This window comes from Olsenella phocaeensis (assembly GCF_048189965.1).
Classification (GTDB): Bacteria; Actinomycetota; Coriobacteriia; order Coriobacteriales; family Atopobiaceae; genus Olsenella_I; species Olsenella_I phocaeensis.
In genome coordinates, this window is record NZ_DBEZHV010000016.1 from 1 (window position 1) to 22,883 (window position 22,883).

Consider the following 22,883-nt stretch of genomic DNA (forward strand, 5'->3'; position numbering starts at 1 on the left):
GGCTTGGGGTTGGGGTTGGGGTTGGAGGGCTCGGTCACCTCGAGCGAGAGCTGGATGGTGTCATCGTCCGTCGCCACGGCATCCTTGCCCGGCGCCCACTGCGTGCCGTTCCACACGAACGAGAAGACCTTCGAGGTCCCCTCGTCGGTGGTGGCGCGTGCCGCGAAATGGCCGCCGACCGTGCCCACGATGGTCAACGTCTTGCCCGTTTCGGCATTCGTGGAGACCTTGAGCCCGGGGACGACGAGCCTCATCCAGCTGGGGCTGTTCTCGCCCGCGTCACCGGCGGCGTCGACGACGGCCTCGAGCTTGTCATAGGTCGTGATCTGGTCGGGGTCGCTCAGGACGAAGGAGACGGTGACGGTCTTGCCGTCGACCCTGACGTCACCCACCTTGAAGCCGGGGCCAAACGCCTCGGTCGTGACCTGAGATGGATCGAGGGACGCGGGGAGCTCGATGTCGTCGGGGACGGTGAAGCTGGCGCTGAAGCCGAAGTCCCTGACGTCCAGCTTGATGTCCTCGTGGCTGACGCCGGGGTAGCGGGCCTCGATGGCGGCCATCTGTGCCTTGACGGGAGCGACGTCAATCGCCCCGGTCAGGTCGAAGCTGGAGCCCTTCTCGGCCCTTATGACCGCGTCGTGCTCGGTGTCGCCGGCGACGAGCATGTCACCCTCGAGACCGCCCTCGATGGGCGAGGTGGTGGCGAGGGTCAGCTGGATGGTGGGATCGCTTGCGGACAGGATGGCATCACGCCCCTCGTCTGTCTGCTCGCCGTTCCACGTGAAGGCGAAGACCTTGGTCTTCCCACCCTCGGAGGTCGCCTTCGAGTGGAAGGTCCCCGTGACCGTGCCCGTGACGCTCAGGCGGGTACCCGCCGCGACGTCATCCGAGACCCGCGTGGGAACCGTGAGCCTCATCGTGTCGGAGACTGCGGAGACGGCATCCTTGAGCTGCTGGTAGTTCGTGATTCCGGGCTTGAGGTCCATGGTGACGGTGACCTTGTTGCCCTCCGTCGTGACGTCCGACACGGCAAAGGTGTCGGAGAAGCCCTCGACCGTGACGTCACTCTTCCCAAGCCCGACCTTGGGGCTCACGCCATCGGGAAGCGTGAGCGTGGCCACGAAGCCCGAGCTGAGGTCCGAGAGCGCGATGGACTCGAAGCGGTCGGGGGTGGTGCCAAACTGGCCCTCGATGGCCTCCATCTGGCTCTTGACGCTCGCCACCCCCACGACGCCCGTGAGGTTCACCTCCTCGCCTGGCAGGACCTCGTGCACTGCCTCGTGCTCTGTGTCGCCGTCCGCCTCGAGGTCTGCGGGCAGCCCGATGGTGGAGGGGACCACGGAGACCATGGTCTGGCGGACGTCGTCGCCGCGTGGGTCCCTGCCGGCTTCCAGCTGCTGGGAGGTCCAGTCGAAGACGAAGCGCTTAGTCTCGCTCCCCTTCTTGGCGACGGCGAAGAAGTTACCGCTCACGTCGCCGGTCGCGGCGAACTCGACGCCGTTCTGGACGCCGTCGGCCAGCGTGAGGCCAGAGATGGTCGCCGTGATGAAGTTCGAGTCGTCGATGCCGGTGGCACGCCCAGCGGCCAGTCCGGTGCCTTCCACGGCATCCTTCAGCAGCTGGTAGTTGGTAAAGCCGTCGTTGAGCCTGAAGGTGACGGTCACCTCCTGCCCGGAGGCGGTGACGGAGTCGAGCCTGAAGAGGTCGCCCATGCCCGCGACCTGCACCTGGGGATCCGCAGGGACCCTCACCTCGTCAGGAAGCGTGATCTTAGCCGTGAACGTCGACGCGGCACCAGAGAGCGCGATGTCCGAGAAGTGCTCGGGACCCTCCCCGAAGCTCTTCTCGATAGAGCGCATCTGGTCTTTGATCGCAGTGGTGTCGATGGCCCCCGTCAGGCTGAACTCCTTGCCCGCCTCGACGAACTTGATCTCGTTGGACACGTCCTTGGAGTCCCCCCACATGTCGGCATCGAGCGCGCCGCTCGCCTGGATGGTGGGGACGGAGGGGTCGTCCTTCCACTTGAGGTAGTACGTGACGTCGCCCTTGACCGTGGTTCCGGAGTCAAGGGCCGCAACGTCGGAGCCCTGGGGGTCGTCGTACCAATAACTGTATTCGTGGCCATAAACGTAGCCGAGAAACGTGAGATCCTTTGTCTCGTGCTCAAGCAGGAAACCCGCGCGGGACGCCATGCCCTCGAAGCCCGCTGTGTCCTTGCTTGGCGTCGCGATGCCAGCGGTGCTGGCGTCGACGGAGCCGTCAAGGGACTTCAGGAGGTCGCCCAGCTTCTGGTTGTCCGAGACCTTGGCCTGCCTTTTGACGGTCGCGACCTCTCCCCCGTTGGCCTCGGTGGAGATGGAGAACACGTCCGTCTTGGTCTTGAACACGCTGTCATCGGAAAAAGTTCCCCCGTTGGCAGAGAAGCGGACCGTCGCAAGCTGGTCCTCCCACTGCGCATAGAGATCTACGGAGCTCTTGTCGGTGGGAAGCGTGAGGACGTCGCCAGAGGCATGCTCCTCTCCCCTGCCGTCGGCGCTGGTGTTCCAGCCCTTGAAGATCTTGCCCGGCTGGGAGAAGGCGCCATTCGCGGCGATGGCAGCATCGATCGACGCTACGGTCGCACTGCGGTCGGGCCTGTTCGCAGAGACGGTATAGGTGGCGTCATCGGCAAGGTTGCTGTGGTAGACGATGCCATAGCTGGTGGAGTCGCTCGACCACTTGGCATAGGCGACCAGGGGCGCATTGACCGTGACGGAGCTGTCGTACGCGCGTTCCACACCGTCCGCATCCCTGTAGAACCAACCCTCGAAGTGATAGCCAAGTGCCGTGGGGTCGCCTGGGACCTGCGCGCTGCCGGCTGCGGGCGTGGCGTCGGCGAGCGCGTAGCCGCGCATGGCGACGGCAGCCTTGTCCGCGACCGTTCCGTCACTGAATCTCGCCCCGACCGCCTGGGCGGCGTCCGGGGCATTGAGCCTGAAGGTAACGCTCTCGGCGGGGACCCACACGTGCTTCTGTCCGTCGGACGAGGCGTTGGCCACGGGGTAGCTGTAGCTTGTACCGTTCGAGTTAAGAGGCGAAAGCGCGCTCGTGCTTGCGTCGGCCAGCGTGAAGAGCATGAGCCGCTCGTTGCCGTTGTCCGCGCCGTTAGTGGGAACGGTACTGCCACTGCCGGAGTTGTAGTCCGGGGCATACTTCACGAGGTGGGAGCCACCGAGCACGACGTAGTTCGTGCCCGTCTGGCCCGCGCCCGTGTCTGCGTTCTTCGCCGCAGGCGACTCGACGAGCGAGCTGCCGTCGAACTCGATGTAGCCGTTGCCCTGCGCGCCGAAGAGCGCGCCGGAGTTCTTGCCGTTGCCCTTGAGTGTCGAGTTGTCGAAGACCACTTTTCCGGTGTTGACGTTGAGCCCACCTGTGCCGCCGTTGTTGAGCTCGATGGTGGAATTGGTCACGGTGACCGTCGTGCTCGCGTTGCCGCCGATCGAGATGCCGGCCGTCGACCCGGTGTTGGAGGTGATGTGCGAGTTCACGATGTTGCAGGACGACTGGATGGCCATGCCCGTGGGATAGCGCCAGGAACTCCCTTTGTTGATTGTCAGTTCGGAGTCGCTCATGTTGAGTTGGTTCATGTAGTAGGTCTGGCCGAAGCCCGCCACGGTGAGCGAGGCGTTCTTGAGGTTGAGGTCACGAGCGTCGAACCAGGTGCGCGTCTGGGAGTTCACGCTCACGGTGCAGTTCTCGAAGGTGATGCCCGACTCGTAGAAGTTGGTGTCATTCTTGTCATCAGCCGTGATGGTGAGGCTGTCCTTGCCGCCGCTGCCCCTGACCGTTCCGCCCAGGGCGATGCCACGGGTGACGTTCCCGCCGGCGTTGTCCTCGAACACGTAGCTGCCGTCGGTGATGGTCGAACCCGCCCTGGCGGTCAGTGCCGTGCCAAAGCCGGACATGGTCAGCGTGGCGCCATCCAGGCACCTGAGGGTCGATCCGCTCGCAAGCGTGATGCCGTCCGCGCCGGTGCCCTCCATGGTGGTGACGCCGGCGACGACCAGGGTCACACCTGCGGGGATGGTGGCCGCAGCGGGCGCAGAGAAGCTGCCCTTGATCTTGATGGTCGTTATCGCCGGGTTTGCCGCTTGGAGCTCCAGCGCCTTGCCAAGGGACTTGAGGGGCGCTGTGCTCGACCCATCGTCGGCGTCGCTTCCGGTGCTGCCGTCGACCCAGAGCTCCACCGTCTCTGTCGGGGCGGACGCGGGCGGTGCCGCGGCGAGGGCGGGTGCTTCGGCGGCCGTCGCTTCAGCAGAAGCAGAGGGACTCGCCTCCTCGTCAGCAGGAGCGGCGTCGGCAGCCTCGACGCCTTCGGCGCCAGCGTCTCCCGATGTTGCTGACGCTGCCGTCCCGTCAGGAACGTCCTGCCCGTCGGACACAGGCTCAGAGGTCGATGCGGCGGCGGCGCCCGATGCCGGTTCGGCATAGCCCGGGACCGCAGGGAATCCCTGCAGTGCCAGGGCGAGCGTGAGCGCGGTGACGAGAGACCGCCTTCCCAGGCCCAGCTCCCGAGAGCTCCTTGTGGACATTCTCACTCCTTTGCTTTTATATACTAAATTTCATACAGAGTGATTTTATCTCCACCGGATGGAACAGAGGGACCCGGCGGCAAAAAACTCGTGCGAAACCCAAGGGGGTCCGTCCGACAAGGCCGCAAGCCCGACCGAACGCAGGCAGGCCAATCGGGCGGGGAGGGACGGCAACGAAGCCACTGCCATCCGAAGGAACGCTGTCGTAGGCCGGGCAACCTGCAAACCGGCTGCGGCAGGCACCTACCTGAGGTCAAATATCGAGCGCACGTGGGACATCACGCGGGTCATGGTGGCTTCAGGCACGACGCCGAGCAGCTCGTATCCACGGCGCTCGAGGTCGAGGCAACGCAGGGCCTCCACCTGAACGTAACCCCGTACCAGCCCCGTGCTCAACGGGACGTGCAAGGGATAGCCGTTGTTCGTACTGGTGACTGGCGCAACCACAACCAGGCTCGACCTGCAGTTGAAGCCATAGGTGCTCAGAACCACGGCAGGCCTGGACTTCGCAGGCTCATGTCCCACTGCCGGGGTGAAGCTCACCTCGACGAGGTCGCCCTGCTCGAGCGGCGTCACTCCACCACCTCCGCCCCGACGTCATCCCCCCAGTCGGGCTCTGGGCTCGGCTCACTTCCTTCGTAGCCCCTAAAGAGGCTCTCTATGCTCTGATAGGGGGCGTCACCGTACGAACGGTGGGGACCAAGGGGTCTGAGGGTGATGAATGGTCCCTCCTCATCCGACCCACCGACGGCGTCAAGCGTCGCTCCGACATCGACCCCAAGCAAGTCGCACATCGGCTTGGGTATGCGCACCGCCCGTGAGCCACCCCAACGACCGAGCTTCGTAGTGCCTTCCATCGTGGCGACGGCATTCATCCTTCCACCCCCTGATATGGATATTCTTCTACATATCATACCCAACGTCCAGCAGCCAAAACAAGGCGAGAGGCCCGCCGGCTTCGTGCCGGGGACCTCTCGCCCAAAGTCGCATGGCCTCGACCGAGACGAGGTTGGCTCGTCGCGGGCGCCGCCTCCTACGAGCGGAAGTTCATGTCTGAGTTTGAGTCCTTCAGCATGACGTCATGCGCGCCGCCCTCGACCAGCGAAGTGGCCGAGACCAGGGTGATCTTGGCCTTGTCGCGCAGCTCGGGAAGGTTAAGAGCCCCGCAGTTGCACATGGTGGAGCGCACCTTGGTGAGGGAGTTCTCGACGTTGTCCTTGAGCGGGCCCGCGTAGGGGACATAGGAGTCGACGCCCTCGACGAACGAGAGGGCCTTCTTCTCTCCCCCGAGGTCATAGCGAGCCCAGTTGCGGGCGCGGGCAGACCCCTCACCCCAGTACTCCTTGACGTAGGAGCCGTTTACGTTGAGCCTGCGCGTGGGCGACTCGTCGAAGCGAGCGAAGTAACGGCCCAGCATCAGGAAGTCGGCACCCATGGCCAGGGCAAGCGTCATGTGGTAGTCGTACACGATGCCGCCGTCGGAGCACACGGGCACGTAGACGCCCGTCTCCTCGAAGTACTCGTCGCGGGCGCGGCAGACGTCGATGAGCGCGGAGGCCTGGCCACGGCCGATGCCCTTCTGCTCGCGAGTGATGCAGATCGAGCCGCCACCGATGCCCACCTTGACGAAGTCGGCCCCGCAGTCCGCCAGGTAGCGGAAGCCCTCGGCGTCGACCACGTTGCCCGCGCCGACCTTGACGGAGTCGCCGTAATGCTCGCGCACCCAGTCCAGGGTCAGCTTCTGCCACTCGGAGTAGCCCTCGGAGGAGTCGATGCAGAGCACGTCGGCACCGGCCTCCACCAGCAGGGGCACGCGGGTCGCATAGTCGCGGGTGTTGATGCCGGCGCCCACGATATAGCGCTTGTGTTCGTCGAGGAGCTCGTCGGGGCGCGACTTGTGGGAGTCGTAGTCCTTGCGGAAGACGAGGGACGAGAGGTTCCCGTCCTTGTCCACGATGGGAAGGGTGTTGACCTTGTTGTCCCAGATGATGTCGTTGCAGACCTTGAGGGGCACCGTGGTGTCCGCCGTCACGCACTCGGCGGCGGGGGTCATGAACTCGCTGACGAGCTTGCCGCGGTCGTCGCGCGACACGCGGTAGTCGCGGCTGGTCACGATGCCGCAGAACCTGCCATGGGGGCTGCCGTCCTCGGTCACGGGCATGGTGGTGTGACCCGTGCGGTCGCGGAGCTCGAGCACGTCGGCCAGGGTCATGTCGGGCGTGAGCGTGGAGTCGGACACGACGAAGCCGGCCTTGTAGGTCTTGACCTCGCGGACCATGGCGGCCTCGTCCTCGGGGGTCTGCGAGCCGTAGATGAACGAGATGCCGCCCTGCTGGGCGAGGGCGACGGCCAGGCGCGGGCCGGAGACGGCCTGCATGATGGCCGAGACCATGGGGATGTTCATCTTGATGGCAGGCTCCTCGCCGCGCCTGAACTTGACGAGGGGCGTCTCGAGCGAGACGTTCGCCGGGACGTTCTCGTGGGAGGAGTAGCCGGGAACCAGAAGATACTCGGAGAAGGTGTGGGACTCTCCCTCGAAGAACGTTGCCATGCAGCTCCCCTTTCTTCGCGATGCGCCACGACCTGGGCCGTGGCGCATCTTGCAGACTAAGTTGTGGTCGATTCTAGCATCCGGCACAGGCTCGGGCTACCTCGCGCCCTCCCCCATGACATCGTCGAAGTTGACCGCGATGTCATGCTTCGTGGGGACCCACTCGACCTTCTTGAACAGGGCCGCGACCGTGATGGGGATGTAGGACATCATGAAGAGCGGGAAGGTGAAGAGGTTGGTGAAGATGCGCCACTTCTTCTTGGCGTGGATGTGCTTGCGCTCGCTGATCGTGGTGATGACGGCGAGGATGAAGAACACCACGTACATAGAGGCGAAGGTCATGATGAGCGAACCCACGCACATGGCCAGCTCGCCATCCGTGGCGATGAAGCCGTGGCTCAGGTAGCCTACGATCAGATAGGACGCGTTCACGAAGGCGGAGAGGAGCGTCAGGATCATGCCCGGGGCAACCGTCATGAGCATGTCATACGAGGCGAACTGCCCCTTGCCTATGCCATGGAGCAGGTTCCTGTTGTACGAGAAGAACACCTGGTAGAAACCCTTTGTCCAGCGCATGCGCTGAATCCAGGACGCCTTGAAGGTGAGGGGCTGCTCGTCGAAGAACTCCGCGGGAGCGTAGCCGATCTGGATGCCGTGCGCGCAGCAGAAGGTCGAGAACTGGATGTCCTCCGTCAGGGTGTGGAAGTTCCAGCCGTGCATGCCGCGGATGATGCTCGCGGCGACGAGCCAACCCGATCCCGAGATGGCACAGCTCGTGCCCAGCATCATGCGGGCGTTGTTGAGGAACTTCGCCTCGCGCAGGAACCAGAGGGCGTACGCCGAGCTGATCCAGCTGGAGTCGAAGTTCTTGGAGTTGCGGTAGCTGGTGCAGACCAGGTAGCCGGCGTCGAAGGCCTGGTTCATGACCTGGACGTAGTCGGGCGCGATGATGTTGTCCGCGTCCATCACGAAGAAGGCCTCGTACTTTTCCCCGTACTCGTCGAGAATGCGGTCGAAGGCGTAGTCGAGCACCCAGCTCTTGCCCTTGCGCACGAGGTCGTTGCGCTCCCAGGTGATGGCACCGGCCTTGCGCGCCTCGTCCGCGGTGGAGTCGGTGCAGGCGTCCGCCACGACGAAGCAGTCTATGATCCCGTCATACTCCTGGGTGAGGATGGAACGCACCAGGTTGCCGATGACCGGCTCCTCGTTGTGGGCGGCGATCACGAAGGCGTAGCTGTGGTTCCGCTTCGCCTTCGGCAGCACGACCGTGCCGCGCAGCATCACGCGGATGATGTAGACCAGCTGGTAGAAGTAGGCGAGCGTGAAGAACAGCCAGATGATGCCGTTGAAGATGACTATCGGCGTGAGTCCCAACCTGTTGAACACGGCCCTACCTCTCCTCGTGTGCGCGCTACGAGAGGTCGCCCATGCCCAGCTGGGGGCAGATCCTCTCCCCTGCCTCGGTGCGACCCATCGAGCTTCCCTTCAAAGATTCTAGTACAGCCAGGAGGTCCGATGGCAGGCGGTCGGCGAGCTCGATGGTCTGGCCCGTGGCGGGATGGTCGAAGCGAATGTGCCAGGAGTGCAGGAACTGGCGCCTGAGGCCCCGGTTCTGCCGGTCGTCCCCGCGGCCGTAGAGCTGGTCGCCCACGACCTGGTGGCCCAGGTGGCGCATGTGCACGCGAATCTGGTGGGTGCGCCCGGTGTAGAGGTGGCACTCGAGGAGGCTGTAGCCATCGTCGAAGCGCCCCGCCTCGAAGCGCTCCAGGGTGGTGAAAGTCGTGATCGCCTCGCGCGCCATGGGGTCGTCCGAGACCGCCATGCGCAGGCGATCTCGGGTGGAGCGGGCGATGCCGGTGGTGACGGTGCCCTGCTCGGGGGCCACGTAGCCCTGGACGAGCGTGACGTAGCGACGGTCGAGCACGCGCATGCGGATGAGGTCCTGGAGCGCCTTCTGGGTCGTGTCGTCCTTTGCGGCGACCATGAGCCCCGAGGTGTCCATGTCAAGGCGGTGCACGATGCCGGGACGGTCGTCCCCTTGCAGGGTTCCCAGGCGAGAGATGCCGCAGTGGGCGACGAGGGCGTTTGCCAGTGTGTCGTCCACGTGCCCCGGGCTGGGATGGCAGACGAGACCCGCCTGCTTGGAGAGGACGATGAGGTAGTCGTCCTCGAAGCGGACATCGAGGGGTATCTCGGGGTTGGGGGCCAGGGAGCCCGGGGCAGGCTCGGGCTCGGGGACGCTCGCCTGGACGCGGTCGCCCAGGAGGACGCGCTCGCTCTTGCTGGTGGCGAGGGTGCCGTTGATGGTCACGGAGCCACCCTCGACGAGGTGCGCGCAGGCGGAGCGGCTGGGCATGCCCGGCTGGGCGGCGAGGAAGGAGTCGAGGCGCACGCCGTCGGACTCGGGCCCCACGAGGAGGCTTCGTATGGTTGTCGTTGTCGCCGGCATCTCTCGCCTCCCCTTCCACGGTCTTGGATCCCTCTTCCGGCCCGGACGCGGCGCGTCTCCATGCGTGTCCTCGCTCGGGCACGTCCCTCCTAGTCGAGTGCGCAAGCTTAAGGCGCGGAATTGCGCACTCGACGGCCGTCCGCAGGCAAACGTCACCGTTTCGCCCCTCGAATGCGCAAGCTGAAGCCTTCAGATTGTACACTCGCACGATTTCTTGGGCGAGAGTGACCCTCGCGCCAGACCTGGGACCCATCGGTGCGGGCTCGGCAGAGTCAGCTACGGAGCTTGGGCTTTTCAGGGTCCGCAGCTGAGTACGCACCATCTGCGCAAACGCGCCCGGACCCTTCCAAATGCTAGTCACCTGTGGAGTTCTCACCTTTCAGAGTCCGCAACCAAAAGTCTACAGCCAAGGCCAAGGGGTCAGCGAACAGCCCTGCCTTCCGAAAGGAGACACCACTATGGAATCGCAGAGTCCCATGAACGAAATCAGGCATCTTCGACTCGATTTTCATGGGAGCGCATACAGGACCACGCTCGATGCCCAGGTCCGATCAAACCTATTACAGGATGGGATTGACCCAATAATTAGAGGTCAATTTGCTGTAGCGGCTGGCGTTAGCCTCGGAGTAGATGTCGTCATTTCGCTCGTGACCGGCGTTACGTCGGGACTCATCGTCGAAGCAATAAAAGGAATAATGAGAAAGATAAGGAAGGCCGCCAAGGAAACCTTGTCTAGTGACTGCCACCTTGGTCGAATGACGATAGAGATGGATACCTGCGACTTCGTCATCGCGACGAATGGCAGCGCTGGATTCTATGCCGAGAATGTTAACTACAATGAGCTTATTTCTCGAATGATGGATTTCTATGAACAAGAATTGGCCGCTGGTCATGCAATTTATCGCATCGAAGCGCCCTGTGATTTTAATCCCAGCGAAGACCGCTTAAAATCTGGAACTTCCGGCGTGGGAAATTTCTCGTTGTGGCTTGTAACCTATCGATATGGAAGTCGATGGCCTTGTTGCATATACGATGCCATTAATGACGTGATCATACCTACTGAAGATAAAGAAGAAATTACAAAATCTATAAATTGTGTAGATAGATTCTATTCCGTAAATTGATAACAAATAGCATTGATGCCTACGAATCGCCGACCTACCATGAACCAATGCGGTGTGCGCATAATTGCAAGCGCGGCGATTTATTTGTCATAACGTCGCCGCTAGTTAACCAGGCGCACATGCCAATGACATGCCGCCGCCCGGTCACGCACACCCATCGAGCGGTAGGGTACATGCGCCATAAGACAAAGCACACACGAGACTTCGGAGTCTACTGCATGGAAAGTGCGATTGTGTCGATTCCACACACCCAATGACCCTCGGTTTGGACGGGAAGTGCGTTTGTGTAGAGAAAAAGAGCGCTTTCATGCCGACAGACAGTCTTTTTTCCTACACAAACGCACTTCCCGTCCATTTGGGTGCCGAAACGGAGCCCCAAGTCGACACAAACGAGCTTTACGTTTTGGCACTCATCAGACTGGGGAATCCGACGATTCCACTTCACCATGAGAGGATCATTACGGCGAAGCAATCCATTCTTGCGCCCTGTTGCCCCTGAGAATCTCACCACACCAACTCCTGCAGACGCCTGAACGCAATCCGGAACCACGACAGATGCCCCTCGTCAAAGAAGGACTCATGACCACTCTGCCAATGAGCGAGGCAGCATCATTGAGAGTAGATGCCCGAACCGAGCAGCCGAAGCTCACGCACGCTGCCGATGATTATGGCCAGTTCGTCGGTGTCATAAGAGGCGCTGTGGTAGGCCGCCGCGAAGGTGCCTCCGACGTCCATCCCGATGTCGTCGCTCGCGCCGATGCTTTCTTTGGATGAGAATAACTCAGTAGGCGTGACGCCGACGCTCCGCTCGCTCAGCCGCGTTCTTCGCAAAGCGTGCAAATCCCCTGGGTGAGAAGGGTGACGACCTCCTGGATCTGCCGTTCGGTCTGGGCGTAGTCGAGCGACACGCCAAAGTGGTTGGTCTCATGGTCGCTGCCCGGCTCGATGCGCCGGAGGATATCAATGAGCTCCACCTCGCGCTCCGTGTCATGGACGTTCGTCTTAAGGTGGTATGTCTCGTCGCGCTCGGTGATCAACGATAAGCCCGGACGCCCCTACCCGCGGTAGACGCTTCTCGTCTCCTGGACCTCTCCCTTCATGGAAAGCCCCAGCAACCCCGCCGCCGACTTGGTCAGCGCCCCAGACCGGACGACCGTGATGCTGCACTTCCGCGAGTCGTTGAACTCGTCCAGGCACCGCAGACCGCTCGTCGTGAGCCTGATTCCGCGTACGGTCTCGAGCGGCAGCAGCCTGCCACGCGCGTCCTTCCGGAGCTCAAGCCGTGTGCACCAGCCAAGCTGGCCCAGGTACGCAAGGGCGTCCGCGATTCTGACGTCACTCCCCTCGGGACCCTGAAGGTCGGGGGTGGCGCCCTCGGAGACGTCACGAATCAGCGTCATCCAATTGGCTGCGTCATAAAGCGAGATGGGTGGCACGGCACTGCCGTTGGGAATCACCCACTCCTCGCGCCCGAATCGCCCCAGCTCCTTGCTCGCAAAGGGGACCATGCCGTCCCGACAGTACCTGCGGACCTTGTCCTCCGACCAACCCCAGGCCTTCGCCGCCTCAGATGCCTTCACGCCGCCCCCTTGGTAGGTCGTGGTCCCGCATTGACGTCACACTCATTATGGGCGGCAAGCGCTCGTGGTTCCAGTCGTCTAGCCACAGCCGTTCAACATGGTGGGCATCACTTTTCAAGACACGAAGGGTCACGCTACCCGTTGATTCTCACTTCGCGGTGATTAGGAATCAGGGTCAAGTCCACACCGACGGATATCGGCGATTCCGTCAGAGCCTCTCGAGGCTCTCCCCGTCGAGAAGAAAATCGAAGAGCCCCGTCACCAGGACGCCCTCCTCGGTATACCAGGGGGCAACTGCGTCCCTGGCAACGATGACCTTCTTGAACGAGTCGTCGATCTTGAGAAGCGACCTCTGCTCCTGCAGGGTCTTCTCGTGGGTCGGTAGGGAGTACGCGGATTGGACGTAGTAGCGCCGGGAACCCTTGTTGCAGACGAAGTCGACCTCCAGCTGCTTCCGGGACGACCCACCCTCGGCATTCGTTTCCGAGGTATTGATGACGCCCACGTCCACGTTGTACCCCCGGGAGACGAGCTCTGTGTAGAGGACGTTCTCCATTATGTGGGTCTCCTCGATCTGACGGAAACCAATCTGGGCATTTCTCAGTCCCATGTCCGAGAAGTAGTACTTGACGGGCGAACCGATGTACTTGCGGCCCTTTATGTCGTATCGCTGAGCTTCCTCGATTACAAACGCGTCCTCCAAAAAGCCAATCCGGCTACGCACCGTGGTGGGACTCACGCCCTTTCCCTTTACGGTTTTGAACGTGTCAGCCATCCTCGTCGGGTTTGTCAGGGACCCTATGCCGGAGGCAAGCACGCTGAGAAGGTCGGCAAACTCCGCGTCATCGCGTATCGCGTTGCGCTCGACCAGGTCCCTGATATACGTCTCACGGTTGAGCGCCTGCAGTGTGCCCATCTTCTCCTCGTCCGTACCCTCGAGCACCACCAGGGGGATGCCGCCAAACTGTACGTACTCCGCCCAGCCATCAGACTTCTCGCCATCATACGTCGACATGAACTCAGAGAAACTGAGTGGCCTCATACGGACCTCGTCGCCGCGCCCACGGAACTGAGTGATGATGTCCCGAGATAGGAACCTGGCATTGCTACCGGTGACATATACATCCAAATTACGCCTGCGGAGAAGGCCGTTGAGGACCTTCTCGAAGCCCTCCATCTCCTGCACCTCATCGAGCGGTACATAGTAGGGTCCCTCATCGGAAGTAAGCTCCATTATGGGGGAGTAGAACATCTTGTAGTCGAGGTACTCCTCGTTCTCGGGATCGTCGAATACCATCTCGATGATTTGATTCCCCGCGACGCCACTCTCCAGCAGGTGCCTCTTGAACTGCTCGAAGATGAGAAAGGACTTTCCGCAGCGGAGCACGCCAGTCACTACCTTGATGAAGCCGTTCCATTTCTTTCCGATGAGCAGATTGAGATAGTGGTCTCGCCTTATTTCGGTGCTCGACATTCGCTCGGTCATAAGTGACTCACAGCTGTCGCAAAATGCTGATTAATGCATTTTCAATCAGCAGAAATATATCGTAGCAGCCCTTATGTATCCAGGCAGTAGAGGTAGCAAGCCAACGAGGGCGCGCTTGACGTACGAATCAAATAAGCGATTCGATTCGCATTTGACTCTTAGAGGTTCTCTGCCCAAGCATCTAGGGCAGCGGCATTCATCTTGAGCTTGCCCTTGTAGGCACAGGCGGAAATGTCAAAAAGATCAAGGGGAATCGACCTATAGAGCAGGCTGAGTTTGCATAGGTAAAGAACGCAGTGAGCCCCGTCGAAGCATTTTTCCTTCTTCTGATTATGCTTGATATGCATAATTCGTACTCTATTGTTCTTAAGCTTGTCAAGAAACCCATCGCTGTCAGCAGAAGTTTCTTTATAAAAGACCACGTTGTCATATTCGACAAGAAGAGCTTCGAGACACTCTTTCAATGTTTGACGTCTGGTGTTAGCGGGCAACTTTTTCCGCGCAACGAGGATCTCCACCATGGGCTCTGCCAGCTCAACCGCAAAGGCCAAGGACACGTCTCTTGGCATGCCGTTTTTTGAAACCGCATACAGGTACATTTGATTAATTATGTCAAGCTCTTCAAGGAGCAATATCCAACGTTCAAATAAATCGTCTGTCAACACATCCTGGAAGTAGCGGAAATCCTGAATCTGAACAGGAGCGATGCGGCTCAGCAGTTTGTAAGCAATTAAAAATAGGCGTTAACTCCCCCTCTACCATTGTGTACGCCTGAGTTTTACTATCCGATTCGGCTGACTGTCACATCGTCGGCGGCGGCCCCCGTGGCAAAGCGAGACTGGACCGGTCACTGCCCAGCCAGGCACCATCACGACCTTCTCGGGACGGTCCTGCAACGAACTCGTGGTCACCGAAAAGAGGTCCGGCCGGCCATCCATCTCGCCGCGGCCGGAGCCGGAGCGCCCATGCGGGAACTCCTCTGCGAGGGGGGCACATCCGCTCGTCTCGTGGAGCGGGTTTTCCTTGTCGCGCCAGAGTCAGTGACAAGGTGGAGGGCTTCCACATCACGCGCACCACCATCGACAGCGAGGTCGTAGCGGATTGTGCAGCGACGGTGCCTCTGGCCAACACCTGACGGAGCCAGGCAGAACTTGTCAGGCACGCCTATCCCCGCCCGAGTGTGCAAGCTTAAAGCACGGAATTGCGCACTCGACAGCAACTTGGAGACAATCTGCAGCGCTTAGGACCTCCGAGTGCGCAAGCTGAAGCTTTCAGATTGCGCACTCGCGTAAGCGCGGGAGGGGGCTCGCGACGATTGCGCACTCGAGGGCGGGTGCGGGAGACAAGCGACAGGAAAAGGCAAGAAACACAAACAGGCGAGAGGGACCGGCGGCCTCGCCCCCGCCCGTCCCTCTCGCCTGCAAAACGGTCGCTCCTAGCCCCGCTCCCCTACCTCGCGAGCTCTTCCACCGCGGCTTTGAGCTCGTCCGTGCGGTTCGTGGCCTCCCAGGTGAAGTCAGGATCCTTGCGGCCGAAGTGGCCGTACGCCGCCGTCTTCTGATAGATGGGCCGCCTCAGGTCCAGGTCGCGGATGATCGCGCCGGGCCTCAGGTCGAAGACGCGCGCCACGGCCGCGTCCAGCACGGAGTCGTCTACGACGCCGGTGCCCTGCGTGTCCACCATGATGGAGAGCGGCTCGGTCACACCAATCGCGTACGCCAGCTCGACCTCGCACTTGCGTGCGAGCCCCGCTGCCACGACGTTCTTGGCCACCCAGCGCGCCGCGTAGGCACCGGAGCGGTCCACCTTGGTGGGGTCCTTGCCACTGAACGCGCCACCGCCATGCCGGCCCATGCCGCCGTAGGTGTCCACGATGATCTTGCGGCCGGTGAGGCCCGTGTCGCCCATGGGCCCGCCCACCACGAAGCGCCCCGTGGGGTTGACGTAGATGGTCGCGTCCTTCCAGGCGATGCCGGCCTCGTCCAGGACGGGGCTTATGACCTGCTCGATCATGTCGCGCCGGATCTGCGCGAGCTCGATGTCGGCCGCGTGCTGGGTGGACACGACGACGGCCGTAACCTCGACGGGGCGGTCATCCTCATAGCGCACCGTCACCTGGGTCTTGCCGTCCGGGCGCAGGTAGCCCAGGCTGCCGTCCTTGCGGACCTCGGCCAGGCGCTGCGCCATCCTCTGCGCCAGGTAGATGGGCATGGGCATGAGGACGTCGGTCTCGTCCGTGGCATAGCCGAACATCATGCCCTGGTCGCCGGCACCGATGCGCTCGCAGGGGTCCTCATCCCCCGCACGGGCGAAGCTTCCGTCCACGCCCTGGGCGATGTCGGGGCTCTGCTCGTGGATCATGTTGATCACGCCGCAGGAGTCGCAGTCGAAGCCGTACTTGGCGCGGTCGTAGCCGATGCGACGCAGGGTCTCGCGCACGATGCCCTGGACATCCACGTAGGCCTGGGTGCGAATCTCCCCCATGACGGCGATGGTGCCCGTGGTGGCGAAGGTCTCGCAGGCCACGCGCACGTCCTCGAGGCGAGCGGGGTGCCCGGAGGGAGACACGTAGCCCTCCGCCTCAAGGCGTGCCTCCTTCTCGATGATCGCGTCGAGGATGGCGTCCGACACCTGGTCGCAGATCTTGTCAGGATGTCCCTCGGTCACGGATTCCGAGGTGAAGAGGTAGTTCCTGTGCGCCATGTCAGCGCCCCTTCCCGGTGCCAGCGCACCTTTGCGGGGCCATGGCGGCCCCTGTTCCAATAGAGGGGACATCGCTGTTGCTGGCACGCGCTCCCCCGTCTTCCAGGCCCTTGGCCTGCCGAGATTTGGCACCATGCCCTGAGGCTGGTTGCCGGAGCTTCATGGGGCTCGGTCCCTCAGCTCTTTGCGCCTCGCGGCGCCTCTTGACGAGCGAGTACACAGTATGACATCGCGCCCGCGCTGTAAACCAGATTTTTGAGAGCAGTTCAAAACTCACGATGCCGCGACGGGGCGGACGTCGGACAGGATGACGCCGATGGGCCGCGACCACGATGACAGGCAATCAAGATGTCATGACGGCAGGAACCTACCCCAAACGGCGATGCTGCCGCCAGAGCCCCCACGGCAGGAACCTACCCCAAACGGCGATGCTGCCGCCAGGACCCCACGGCAGCGGCTCAGTGCCGCCCCCTACGCCAGGCGCGCGCCAGCTATGGCAGCCGCCTCTCCGGGCGTCCCCATGCCCTCGATCGAGAGGTCGAGCAGGGAGCTTGCCAGCACGTCCTTGTCACCGAAGCGCTCGCCTCCGGCGGACACGAGCGACGTCACCAGGAAGCCGCCCGCGGCAAAGGTGGCGGCGAGCTCGCTGTTTACGTCCTGGCGCACGATGCCCTCGGTCTTCGCACGCTCGATCTGGGCGGCCAGGATCCTGACCGTGCGGAGGAAATGGCTGTTGGAGAGGGGCAGCGTGCCCTCCCCCGACTCGGTGAGCTCGCGCGTGAGCGCCAGGGCGAGGGGGCTTCCCGTCCTGAGCCGCTGGGCCAGCTCGGCGCAGAGACCGCTCAGCGCGTCGCGCGCGGTGGGCGCCTCCGAGACCACACGTTCGATGGACGAGACCAGCTCGTCGCTCGCAACCTCGAAGATCGCATGGACCAGCTCGTCGCGGTCAGCGAAGTAATAGTAGAGGGCGCCCTTGGACATGCGGCAGCGGTCGGAGACCTCGCTCATCTGGAAGTCGGTGCTGCCGTGCTCTGCCATGAGCTCGGAGGCGGCGGTCATGATGCGCTCACGGGTGGCGGCGCTCTTGCGCGTCTTGGACGAGGACCTGAGCCGCTGGCGCGTGCGCTCCACCCGCCCCTCGACGACGCCATGTGCGACGCCCCTCATGGCGCGCGCCGCACCGGCGACCTCGACCGCAGCCTGCTCGTTGATGATACCCATCGCCGTCCTTCCCCCTTGGCCGCGACGATTCTAGCATGCAGGAACGAGATTTTTTGAACTTCTCCCCCCAACGCACCGTTCGAGGGGGAGAGAAGCGCGGTGTCTTGATGCCGCGACGCCCGTCTCATGCAAGATAAGCGCAGCTCACGACCCGGTTGGTTCGTCCCTCTCCCCCTGTAGTTCGTTGATGAAATTTTTGACTCCCATTCAAATGAACGTACGCCTTGGGTAGACTGTCGCAGGAAAATGTCGGGCCCTGGGGCCCCGTGGCAAGGAGCGCTATGAAGACGGCGGCAAAGATATTCCTCCGGGACCTGAGGCGGATCCTGCGCAACCCCATGGCCGTGGTGGTCACCCTGGGGGTCTGCGTCATCCCCTCCCTGTACGCGTGGTTCAACATCCTCGCCAACTGGGACCCCTACAACAACACCTCGACCGTGCCCGTCGCGGTGGTCAACGAGGACCAGGGCGCCAATGCCGGCAGCAGGGGCTTCGTGAACGCGGGCGACATGGTGGTCGAGCGCCTGAGGCAGAACGACCAGCTGGGCTGGGACTTCACCGACGAGGGAGCCGCGCGCGAGGGCGTGGGCTCCGGCCGCTACTACGCTGCCATCATCATCCCCCCCGACTTCAGCTCCACCCTCGCCGGGGTGCTCGAGGGAAAGACCGCCAAGGCGGACATCCAGTACCTGGTCAACGAGAAGGAGAACGCCGTTGCCCCCAAGGTGACCGACACCGGCGCAACCACCCTCGAGGACCAGGTGGGCGACGAGTTCGTGAAGGTCGTGGGGGAGGTCGTGACCCAGCGGGCGGCAGACCTGGCCGGGACCGTTCAAGGCCAGGCAAGGGACGCCAGCCGGGGCGCACTCGCAGACCTCCAGGGCGTGCGGGACAGCCTGGGGGAGCTCCAGGACAGGCTTTCTGACGCGAGCCAAAGGGTGGACGGCGCGCGCGGCGGCGTGGGAGAGGCGCGCCAGGCGCTGCAGGGGCTCTCTGGCGACGGGGACGGGGTCGCGTCGCAACTCGACGACGGGCTTGCCAGCATAGGCGCGGCGCGCGGCAAGGCCCGCAGCCTCGCCGCGGAGCTCGACGCCGCAGTCGCCAAGGGGTCGGCCGGCGTCTCGGGGCTCTCCACCACCGCCTCCCACGACCTGGGCAGGCTCGCGGGCGACGTGGGATGGGCCCAGGGCCGGCTGGACGATGCCATCGCACGCCTCCAGACGACGCTCCAGTCCACGCAGGAGCTCAAGGTGACGCTGGAGGGCCTGCGCTCGACCACGGCCTCCCTCCAGGGGGCGGGAGGCAGCTCGGCCGAGCTGGGACGCGAGCTCCAGGGCAGGATCGACGCGGAGGTCAGCGTGCTGGCCGGGCTCAGCGACGCCCAGGCCGCCCGGCTCGAGGAGCTGAGGCGCGTCTCGTCCTCCGTGTCCGCGGGCGCGGACGACGTGAGGGGGCTCTCCTCCTCCGTGAACGATGCCATCCAGGGCAGCGCCAGCGAGCTCGACGACCTCAGGTCGGCCCTCGCCAACGACTCCCTGCCCCAGCTCGAGGCCTCGCTCGACCAACTCGCGGACGCGGGGGCCGGCCTCGCGGGCGCGGCGCGGCAGGTCTCGCCCACCCTCGCCCGCGCCGACGGCAGCCTAGTGCAGCTCGACCAGACCCTCGTCCAGGCGAAGGCGGCCCTTGACGCGACCGCGGGGTCCCTTGCCACGGCGAGGGACGGCGTCTCCCAGCTCGCCGACGACCTGGTCGCCATCCAGGGCGGAACGGCCTGGAGGCTCCTCTCCGCGGCAGGCAAGCTCGACGCGCAGCGCGTGGGAGAGCTCCTCGGCTCGCCCGTGGAACTCCGGAGCCAAGCGGTCTTCCCCGTTCAGAACTACGGCTCGGGCGTGACGCCCTTCTACACCAACCTCGCGCTCTGGGTGGGTGGCTTCGTGCTCGTGGCCATCTACAAGCGCGAGGTGGACCTCGAGGGGCTGGGCGTGGGGCGCATCCGTCCCTGGCAGGGCTACCTAGGGCGCTGGGCGCTCTTCAGCCTCCTGGGGCTCGTGCAGGCCCTCGTCTGCTGCCTGGGCGACCTCGCCCTGGGCATCCAGTGCCTGCATCCCGTGGCCTTCGTCCTCGCCGGCTTAGTCGAGTCCTTCGTGTACGTCAGCGTAGTCTTCGCCCTCTGCGTCGCCTTCAAGCACATCGGCATGGCGCTGGGCGTCCTCCTCGTGATCGTGCAGATCCCGGGCTCATCGGGCACCTATCCCATAGAGATGATGCCTGGCTTCTTCCAGGCCCTGAACCCCTGGCTCCCCTTCACCTACGGCATCAACGCCATGAGGGAGGCCATCGCGGGCCACTATGGCAACCTCTACCTGCAGAACCTGCTCGTGCTCCTTGCCTTCCTCGCGCCCGCCCTGCTCGTGGGCCTCGCCGCCCGGCGCAGGCTCGTGAACATCAACGCCCTCTTCGACGCCCGCCTCGCCCAGACGGAGCTCATGGTGAGCGAGAGGGTCGCGCCCCCTCGGCAGGGGCCGGGCATACGGGAGCTGCTGCGCGCCATCTCCGGCTCCGAGGAGTACCGCGAGCGCCTGACGCGGCGCGCGGCGCGCTTCGAGGAGGCCTACCCCACCCTCGTGAGACGCGGGTTCGCCTGCCTCGCCGTGATTCCCGTGGCGCTCTGCGCGCTCCTCTTCGCCCTCGACGCCAAGATGCCGCTCCTGGTGCTGTGGATCGTCTCGCTCGTCGTCATCTGCAGCTACCTCATCGTCGTGGAGTACCTGCACAGCCACCTCTCGAGCCGCGCCGAGCTGGGCTCGCTCCCGCACGAGAGGCTTCACGAGCTCCTGGACGAGAAACTAGGCCAGGAAGGGGGCGATGCCCGATGAGCCGCGTCCTCGAGGTCGCCAGGAGGGACTTCCTGGCGCTCAGGCACAACGTGATCGCACTCGTGGTCTGCGTGGGGCTGGTGGTGGTCCCCAGCTTCTACGCCTGGTTCAACATCGCCGGGGCCTGGGACCCGTACGGCAGCACGGGCAACCTCAAGGTGGCGCTCGCCAACTCCGACGAGGGCTACAAGGGCGAGCTGGTGCCCGTCGAGCTCAACGTGGGCGACCGCGTGGTCGCGCGCCTGCGCCAGAGCGACAAGGTGGGATACGTGGTCTGCGACGAGGACCAGGCCCTCGAGGGCGTGAGGAGCGGCGAGTACTACGCCGCCATCGTGATCCCCCGCGACTTCAGCCGCAAGATCCTGGGGATCCTCTCTCCCGGAGCGACCAAGGCCCAGGTCAGCTACTACAGCAACGACAAGAAGAACGCCATCGGCAAGATCGTGACGGGCAAGGTGTCGACCTCCGTCCAGGAGGAGATAGACTCCTCCTTCGCCGACGCGGTGACCCAGGTCGGCGCCTCCGTCCTGCAGGACCTGGGCAGCTACCTGGACGACGACCAGACCACCCGCCTCGCCTCCTCCTTCGAGGGGCTGCTCGCCCGCAGCTCGCAGTCGCTCAGGCAGGCCTCGGGCACCCTTCAGAGCTACCAGGCGGTGGTGGACTCGCTCCGGGGACTCATGGGGAGCGCCGACGCCCTCCTCGCCGGCACCCAGGGTGACGGCGGGACCCTGGCGCAGTCGCTCTCGCAGGCGGCGGGCGGCGTGAGGGGTCTCGGAGGGGGTCTCGAGGACGCCGGCACGACCGTGTCGAGCTCGCTCCAGAGGGGCGCCTCGAGCCTGGACGGCGTGTCCTCGGCGCTCGACTCCGCATACAAGACCCTGGACGGGCAGGGCTCCGACCTCTCCGACGGCCTCGCCAAGGCCAAGGCGGAGGTCGACCAGAGGAGGGCCGACCTCCAGGCCCTGAGCGACGACCTGGACGGCAGCGACACGCTCTCGGCCCAGCTCGAGGACAGCCTGGGGGACGACGCCGCCAGGCTCCAGGACGTCCGGCAGCTCCGCCTCACCATCCAGGGACTGAACCGCCGCGTCTCCTCCGCCCTCGACGACCTGGGGCAGCTCTCCGACGCCCTGCAGGGGGCCATTGACGACGTGGACGGCTCCCGGAGGGACGCAACCGGCAGCAAGGCCGAGCTCGAGGGCCTCGTCGCGGACGCCAAGGACCAGCTCTCCTCGGGGCTTTCGACGTGGCAGGGCGAGCTCGGGCAGAGCCTGGGCTCGCTCGCAGACGACATGGAGGAGGCAGCCGGGAGGGCCGATTCCGTCTCGTCCCAGGCGAGCTCGGCCATCCAAGGCGCCCAGGGTAAGGTGGCGGACGCCACGAGCGGCCTCGACGGCATGGGGCAGACCCTGAGAGAGGCGCGGGCGCGCCTCGACTCCGCGGCGGACCGCATGGACGCGACGAGGGCGAGCCTCGACGAGGCCCTCGCCTCCGCGGACGTGGACCGCGTGCGCGCCGTCCTGAGCGGCGACCCCGCCGACCTCGCCGACTTCGTCTCGTCTCCCGTGAGCCTCCAGCGTGACGCGGTCTTCCCGGTCCAGAACAACGGCTCGGCCATGGCGCCCTTCTACACCACCCTGGCCATATGGGTCGGTGCCGTCATCCTCTGCGCCCTGGTGAGGACGGGCCTCTCGCCCGAGGCCCTGAGACGGACCGGTGCCAGGCCCCGTCACGCCTACCTGGGCCGGCTCGCCTTCTTCGCCGTCGTCGGCCTGGCCCAGACCACCCTCGTGCTCCTGGGGGACCTCTTCTTCCTCAGGATCCAATGCCTGCACCCCTGGCTCTTCCTGCTCGCGGGATGGCTGGCCTCCCTCGTCTTCGTGAACCTGACCTTCGCCCTCACGGCGAGCTTCGGCGACGTGGGCAAGGCCATCGCCGTCTTCCTCATGGTGATCCAGGTGGCGGGCTCGGGCGGGACCTTCCCGCGCGAGATGCTGCCCTCCGGTTTCTTCCAGGCGGCCTACCCCTTCCTGCCCTTCGTACACGCGGAGAAGGCCATGCGCTGCGCCATCGCGGGACTCTGGGGGGCGGACTATTGGCTCGCCCTGGCACGTCTGCTCGCCTTCCTGCCGCCGGCGCTGCTGCTGGGACTCCTCCTGCGCAAGCCCGTGGCGCGGCTCACGAGTTGGATGGAGCGCAGCCTCGAGTCCACGAGGCTGATGTAGGGCCAACGGGACCGGCGGGCGCACGACTTCCACACGCACCTGCCGCTGCGTCACCCCCCATAGCAGGACTCGCGCTGTCGCGCTGCCTGCGGAC

Annotated in this window: 14 protein-coding genes and 1 riboswitch; of the genes, 3 read left to right on the plus strand and 11 right to left on the minus strand. The window is 64.1% G+C overall.

From position 1 onward, the window contains the following. The 5 genes from ACMPH2_RS07910 to ACMPH2_RS07930 form a co-directional block, all read right to left on the minus strand. The coding region (locus ACMPH2_RS07910) for an InlB B-repeat-containing protein (RefSeq protein WP_417119141.1) at positions 1–4,571 on the minus strand (4,571 nt) is incomplete at its 3' end. A gap of 243 nt (positions 4,572–4,814) precedes the next feature. Next, complete coding sequence (locus ACMPH2_RS07915; protein ID WP_417119142.1) at positions 4,815–5,147, minus strand: type II toxin-antitoxin system PemK/MazF family toxin; 333 nt, start codon at positions 5,145–5,147, stop codon at positions 4,815–4,817. 457 nt (positions 5,148–5,604) lie between these two features. After that, complete coding sequence (locus tag ACMPH2_RS07920; protein ID WP_009279393.1) at positions 5,605–7,122, minus strand: IMP dehydrogenase; 1,518 nt, start codon at positions 7,120–7,122, stop codon at positions 5,605–5,607. Positions 7,123–7,218: 96 nt separating this feature from the next. Then, the gene (locus tag ACMPH2_RS07925; RefSeq protein ID WP_009279394.1) at positions 7,219–8,508 is read right to left on the minus strand and encodes a glycosyltransferase family 2 protein; all 1,290 of its coding nucleotides are present in this window, start codon (positions 8,506–8,508) and stop codon (positions 7,219–7,221) included. 25 nt (positions 8,509–8,533) lie between these two features. Beyond that, positions 8,534–9,571 (minus strand): RluA family pseudouridine synthase, encoded by a 1,038-nt coding sequence (locus ACMPH2_RS07930; protein WP_417119143.1) that lies wholly within the window; start codon positions 9,569–9,571, stop codon positions 8,534–8,536. Between the two features lie 476 nt (positions 9,572–10,047). Between ACMPH2_RS07930 and ACMPH2_RS07935 the strand changes: the two genes are divergently transcribed. Next, entirely contained in the window at positions 10,048–10,695 is a 648-nt protein-coding gene (locus ACMPH2_RS07935) for a hypothetical protein (protein WP_417119144.1), read from the plus strand. Between the two features lie 812 nt (positions 10,696–11,507). Here the strand turns inward: ACMPH2_RS07935 and ACMPH2_RS07940 are convergent. The 6 genes from ACMPH2_RS07940 to ACMPH2_RS07965 all read right to left on the minus strand — a co-directional run bounded on the left by ACMPH2_RS07940 (position 11,508) and on the right by ACMPH2_RS07965 (position 17,685). Continuing rightward, a complete protein-coding gene (locus tag ACMPH2_RS07940) occupies positions 11,508–11,732 on the minus strand; it encodes a hypothetical protein (RefSeq protein ID WP_009279398.1) in 225 nt (74 codons plus the stop codon). Between the two features lie 18 nt (positions 11,733–11,750). After that, a complete protein-coding gene (locus ACMPH2_RS07945; protein WP_417119145.1) occupies positions 11,751–12,275 on the minus strand; it encodes a hypothetical protein in 525 nt (174 codons plus the stop codon). 208 nt (positions 12,276–12,483) lie between these two features. After that, positions 12,484–13,761, minus strand: coding sequence for an ATP-binding protein (locus tag ACMPH2_RS07950; protein WP_417119146.1), 1,278 nt, complete (start codon positions 13,759–13,761; stop codon positions 12,484–12,486). A 158-nt stretch (positions 13,762–13,919) separates the two neighbouring features. Then, positions 13,920–14,393 carry a hypothetical protein gene (locus tag ACMPH2_RS07955; protein WP_417119147.1) on the minus strand — a complete coding sequence of 158 codons (474 nt, stop codon included), beginning with the start codon at positions 14,391–14,393 and terminating at the stop codon, positions 13,920–13,922. Between the two features lie 817 nt (positions 14,394–15,210). Continuing rightward, positions 15,211–16,464 carry a methionine adenosyltransferase gene (metK, locus tag ACMPH2_RS07960; protein WP_417119148.1) on the minus strand — a complete coding sequence of 418 codons (1,254 nt, stop codon included), beginning with the start codon at positions 16,462–16,464 and terminating at the stop codon, positions 15,211–15,213. A gap of 92 nt (positions 16,465–16,556) precedes the next feature. Continuing rightward, positions 16,557–16,677: riboswitch (SAM riboswitch) on the minus strand. A gap of 258 nt (positions 16,678–16,935) precedes the next feature. Continuing rightward, entirely contained in the window at positions 16,936–17,685 is a 750-nt protein-coding gene (locus ACMPH2_RS07965) for a TetR/AcrR family transcriptional regulator (RefSeq protein ID WP_417119149.1), read from the minus strand. 281 nt (positions 17,686–17,966) lie between these two features. Here ACMPH2_RS07965 and ACMPH2_RS07970 point away from each other — a divergent pair, with 281 nt between their 5' ends. After that, complete coding sequence (locus tag ACMPH2_RS07970) at positions 17,967–20,561, plus strand: YhgE/Pip domain-containing protein (protein ID WP_062530200.1); 2,595 nt, start codon at positions 17,967–17,969, stop codon at positions 20,559–20,561. Further along, positions 20,558–22,789 (plus strand): YhgE/Pip family protein, encoded by a 2,232-nt coding sequence (locus ACMPH2_RS07975; RefSeq protein WP_417119150.1) that lies wholly within the window; start codon positions 20,558–20,560, stop codon positions 22,787–22,789. Before ACMPH2_RS07970 ends, ACMPH2_RS07975 begins: the two co-directional genes overlap by 4 nt. Positions 22,790–22,883: the final 94 nt, after the last annotated feature.

What these genes read in the sequence shown, in the direction of transcription:
- ACMPH2_RS07920 (WP_009279393.1), bottom strand. Translation starts at nt 7,122, where the DNA reads ATGGCAACGTTCTTCGAGGGAGAGTCCCACACCTTCTCCGAGTATCTT.
- ACMPH2_RS07975 (WP_417119150.1), top strand. Translation starts at nt 20,558, where the DNA reads ATGAGCCGCGTCCTCGAGGTCGCCAGGAGGGACTTCCTGGCGCTCAGG.
- ACMPH2_RS07935 (WP_417119144.1), top strand. Translation starts at nt 10,048, where the DNA reads ATGAACGAAATCAGGCATCTTCGACTCGATTTTCATGGGAGCGCATAC.
- ACMPH2_RS07965 (WP_417119149.1), bottom strand. Translation starts at nt 17,685, where the DNA reads ATGGGTATCATCAACGAGCAGGCTGCGGTCGAGGTCGCCGGTGCGGCG.
- metK (WP_417119148.1), bottom strand. Translation starts at nt 16,464, where the DNA reads ATGGCGCACAGGAACTACCTCTTCACCTCGGAATCCGTGACCGAGGGA.
- ACMPH2_RS07950 (WP_417119146.1), bottom strand. Translation starts at nt 13,761, where the DNA reads ATGACCGAGCGAATGTCGAGCACCGAAATAAGGCGAGACCACTATCTC.
- ACMPH2_RS07970 (WP_062530200.1), top strand. Translation starts at nt 17,967, where the DNA reads ATGAAGACGGCGGCAAAGATATTCCTCCGGGACCTGAGGCGGATCCTG.
- ACMPH2_RS07930 (WP_417119143.1), bottom strand. Translation starts at nt 9,571, where the DNA reads ATGCCGGCGACAACGACAACCATACGAAGCCTCCTCGTGGGGCCCGAG.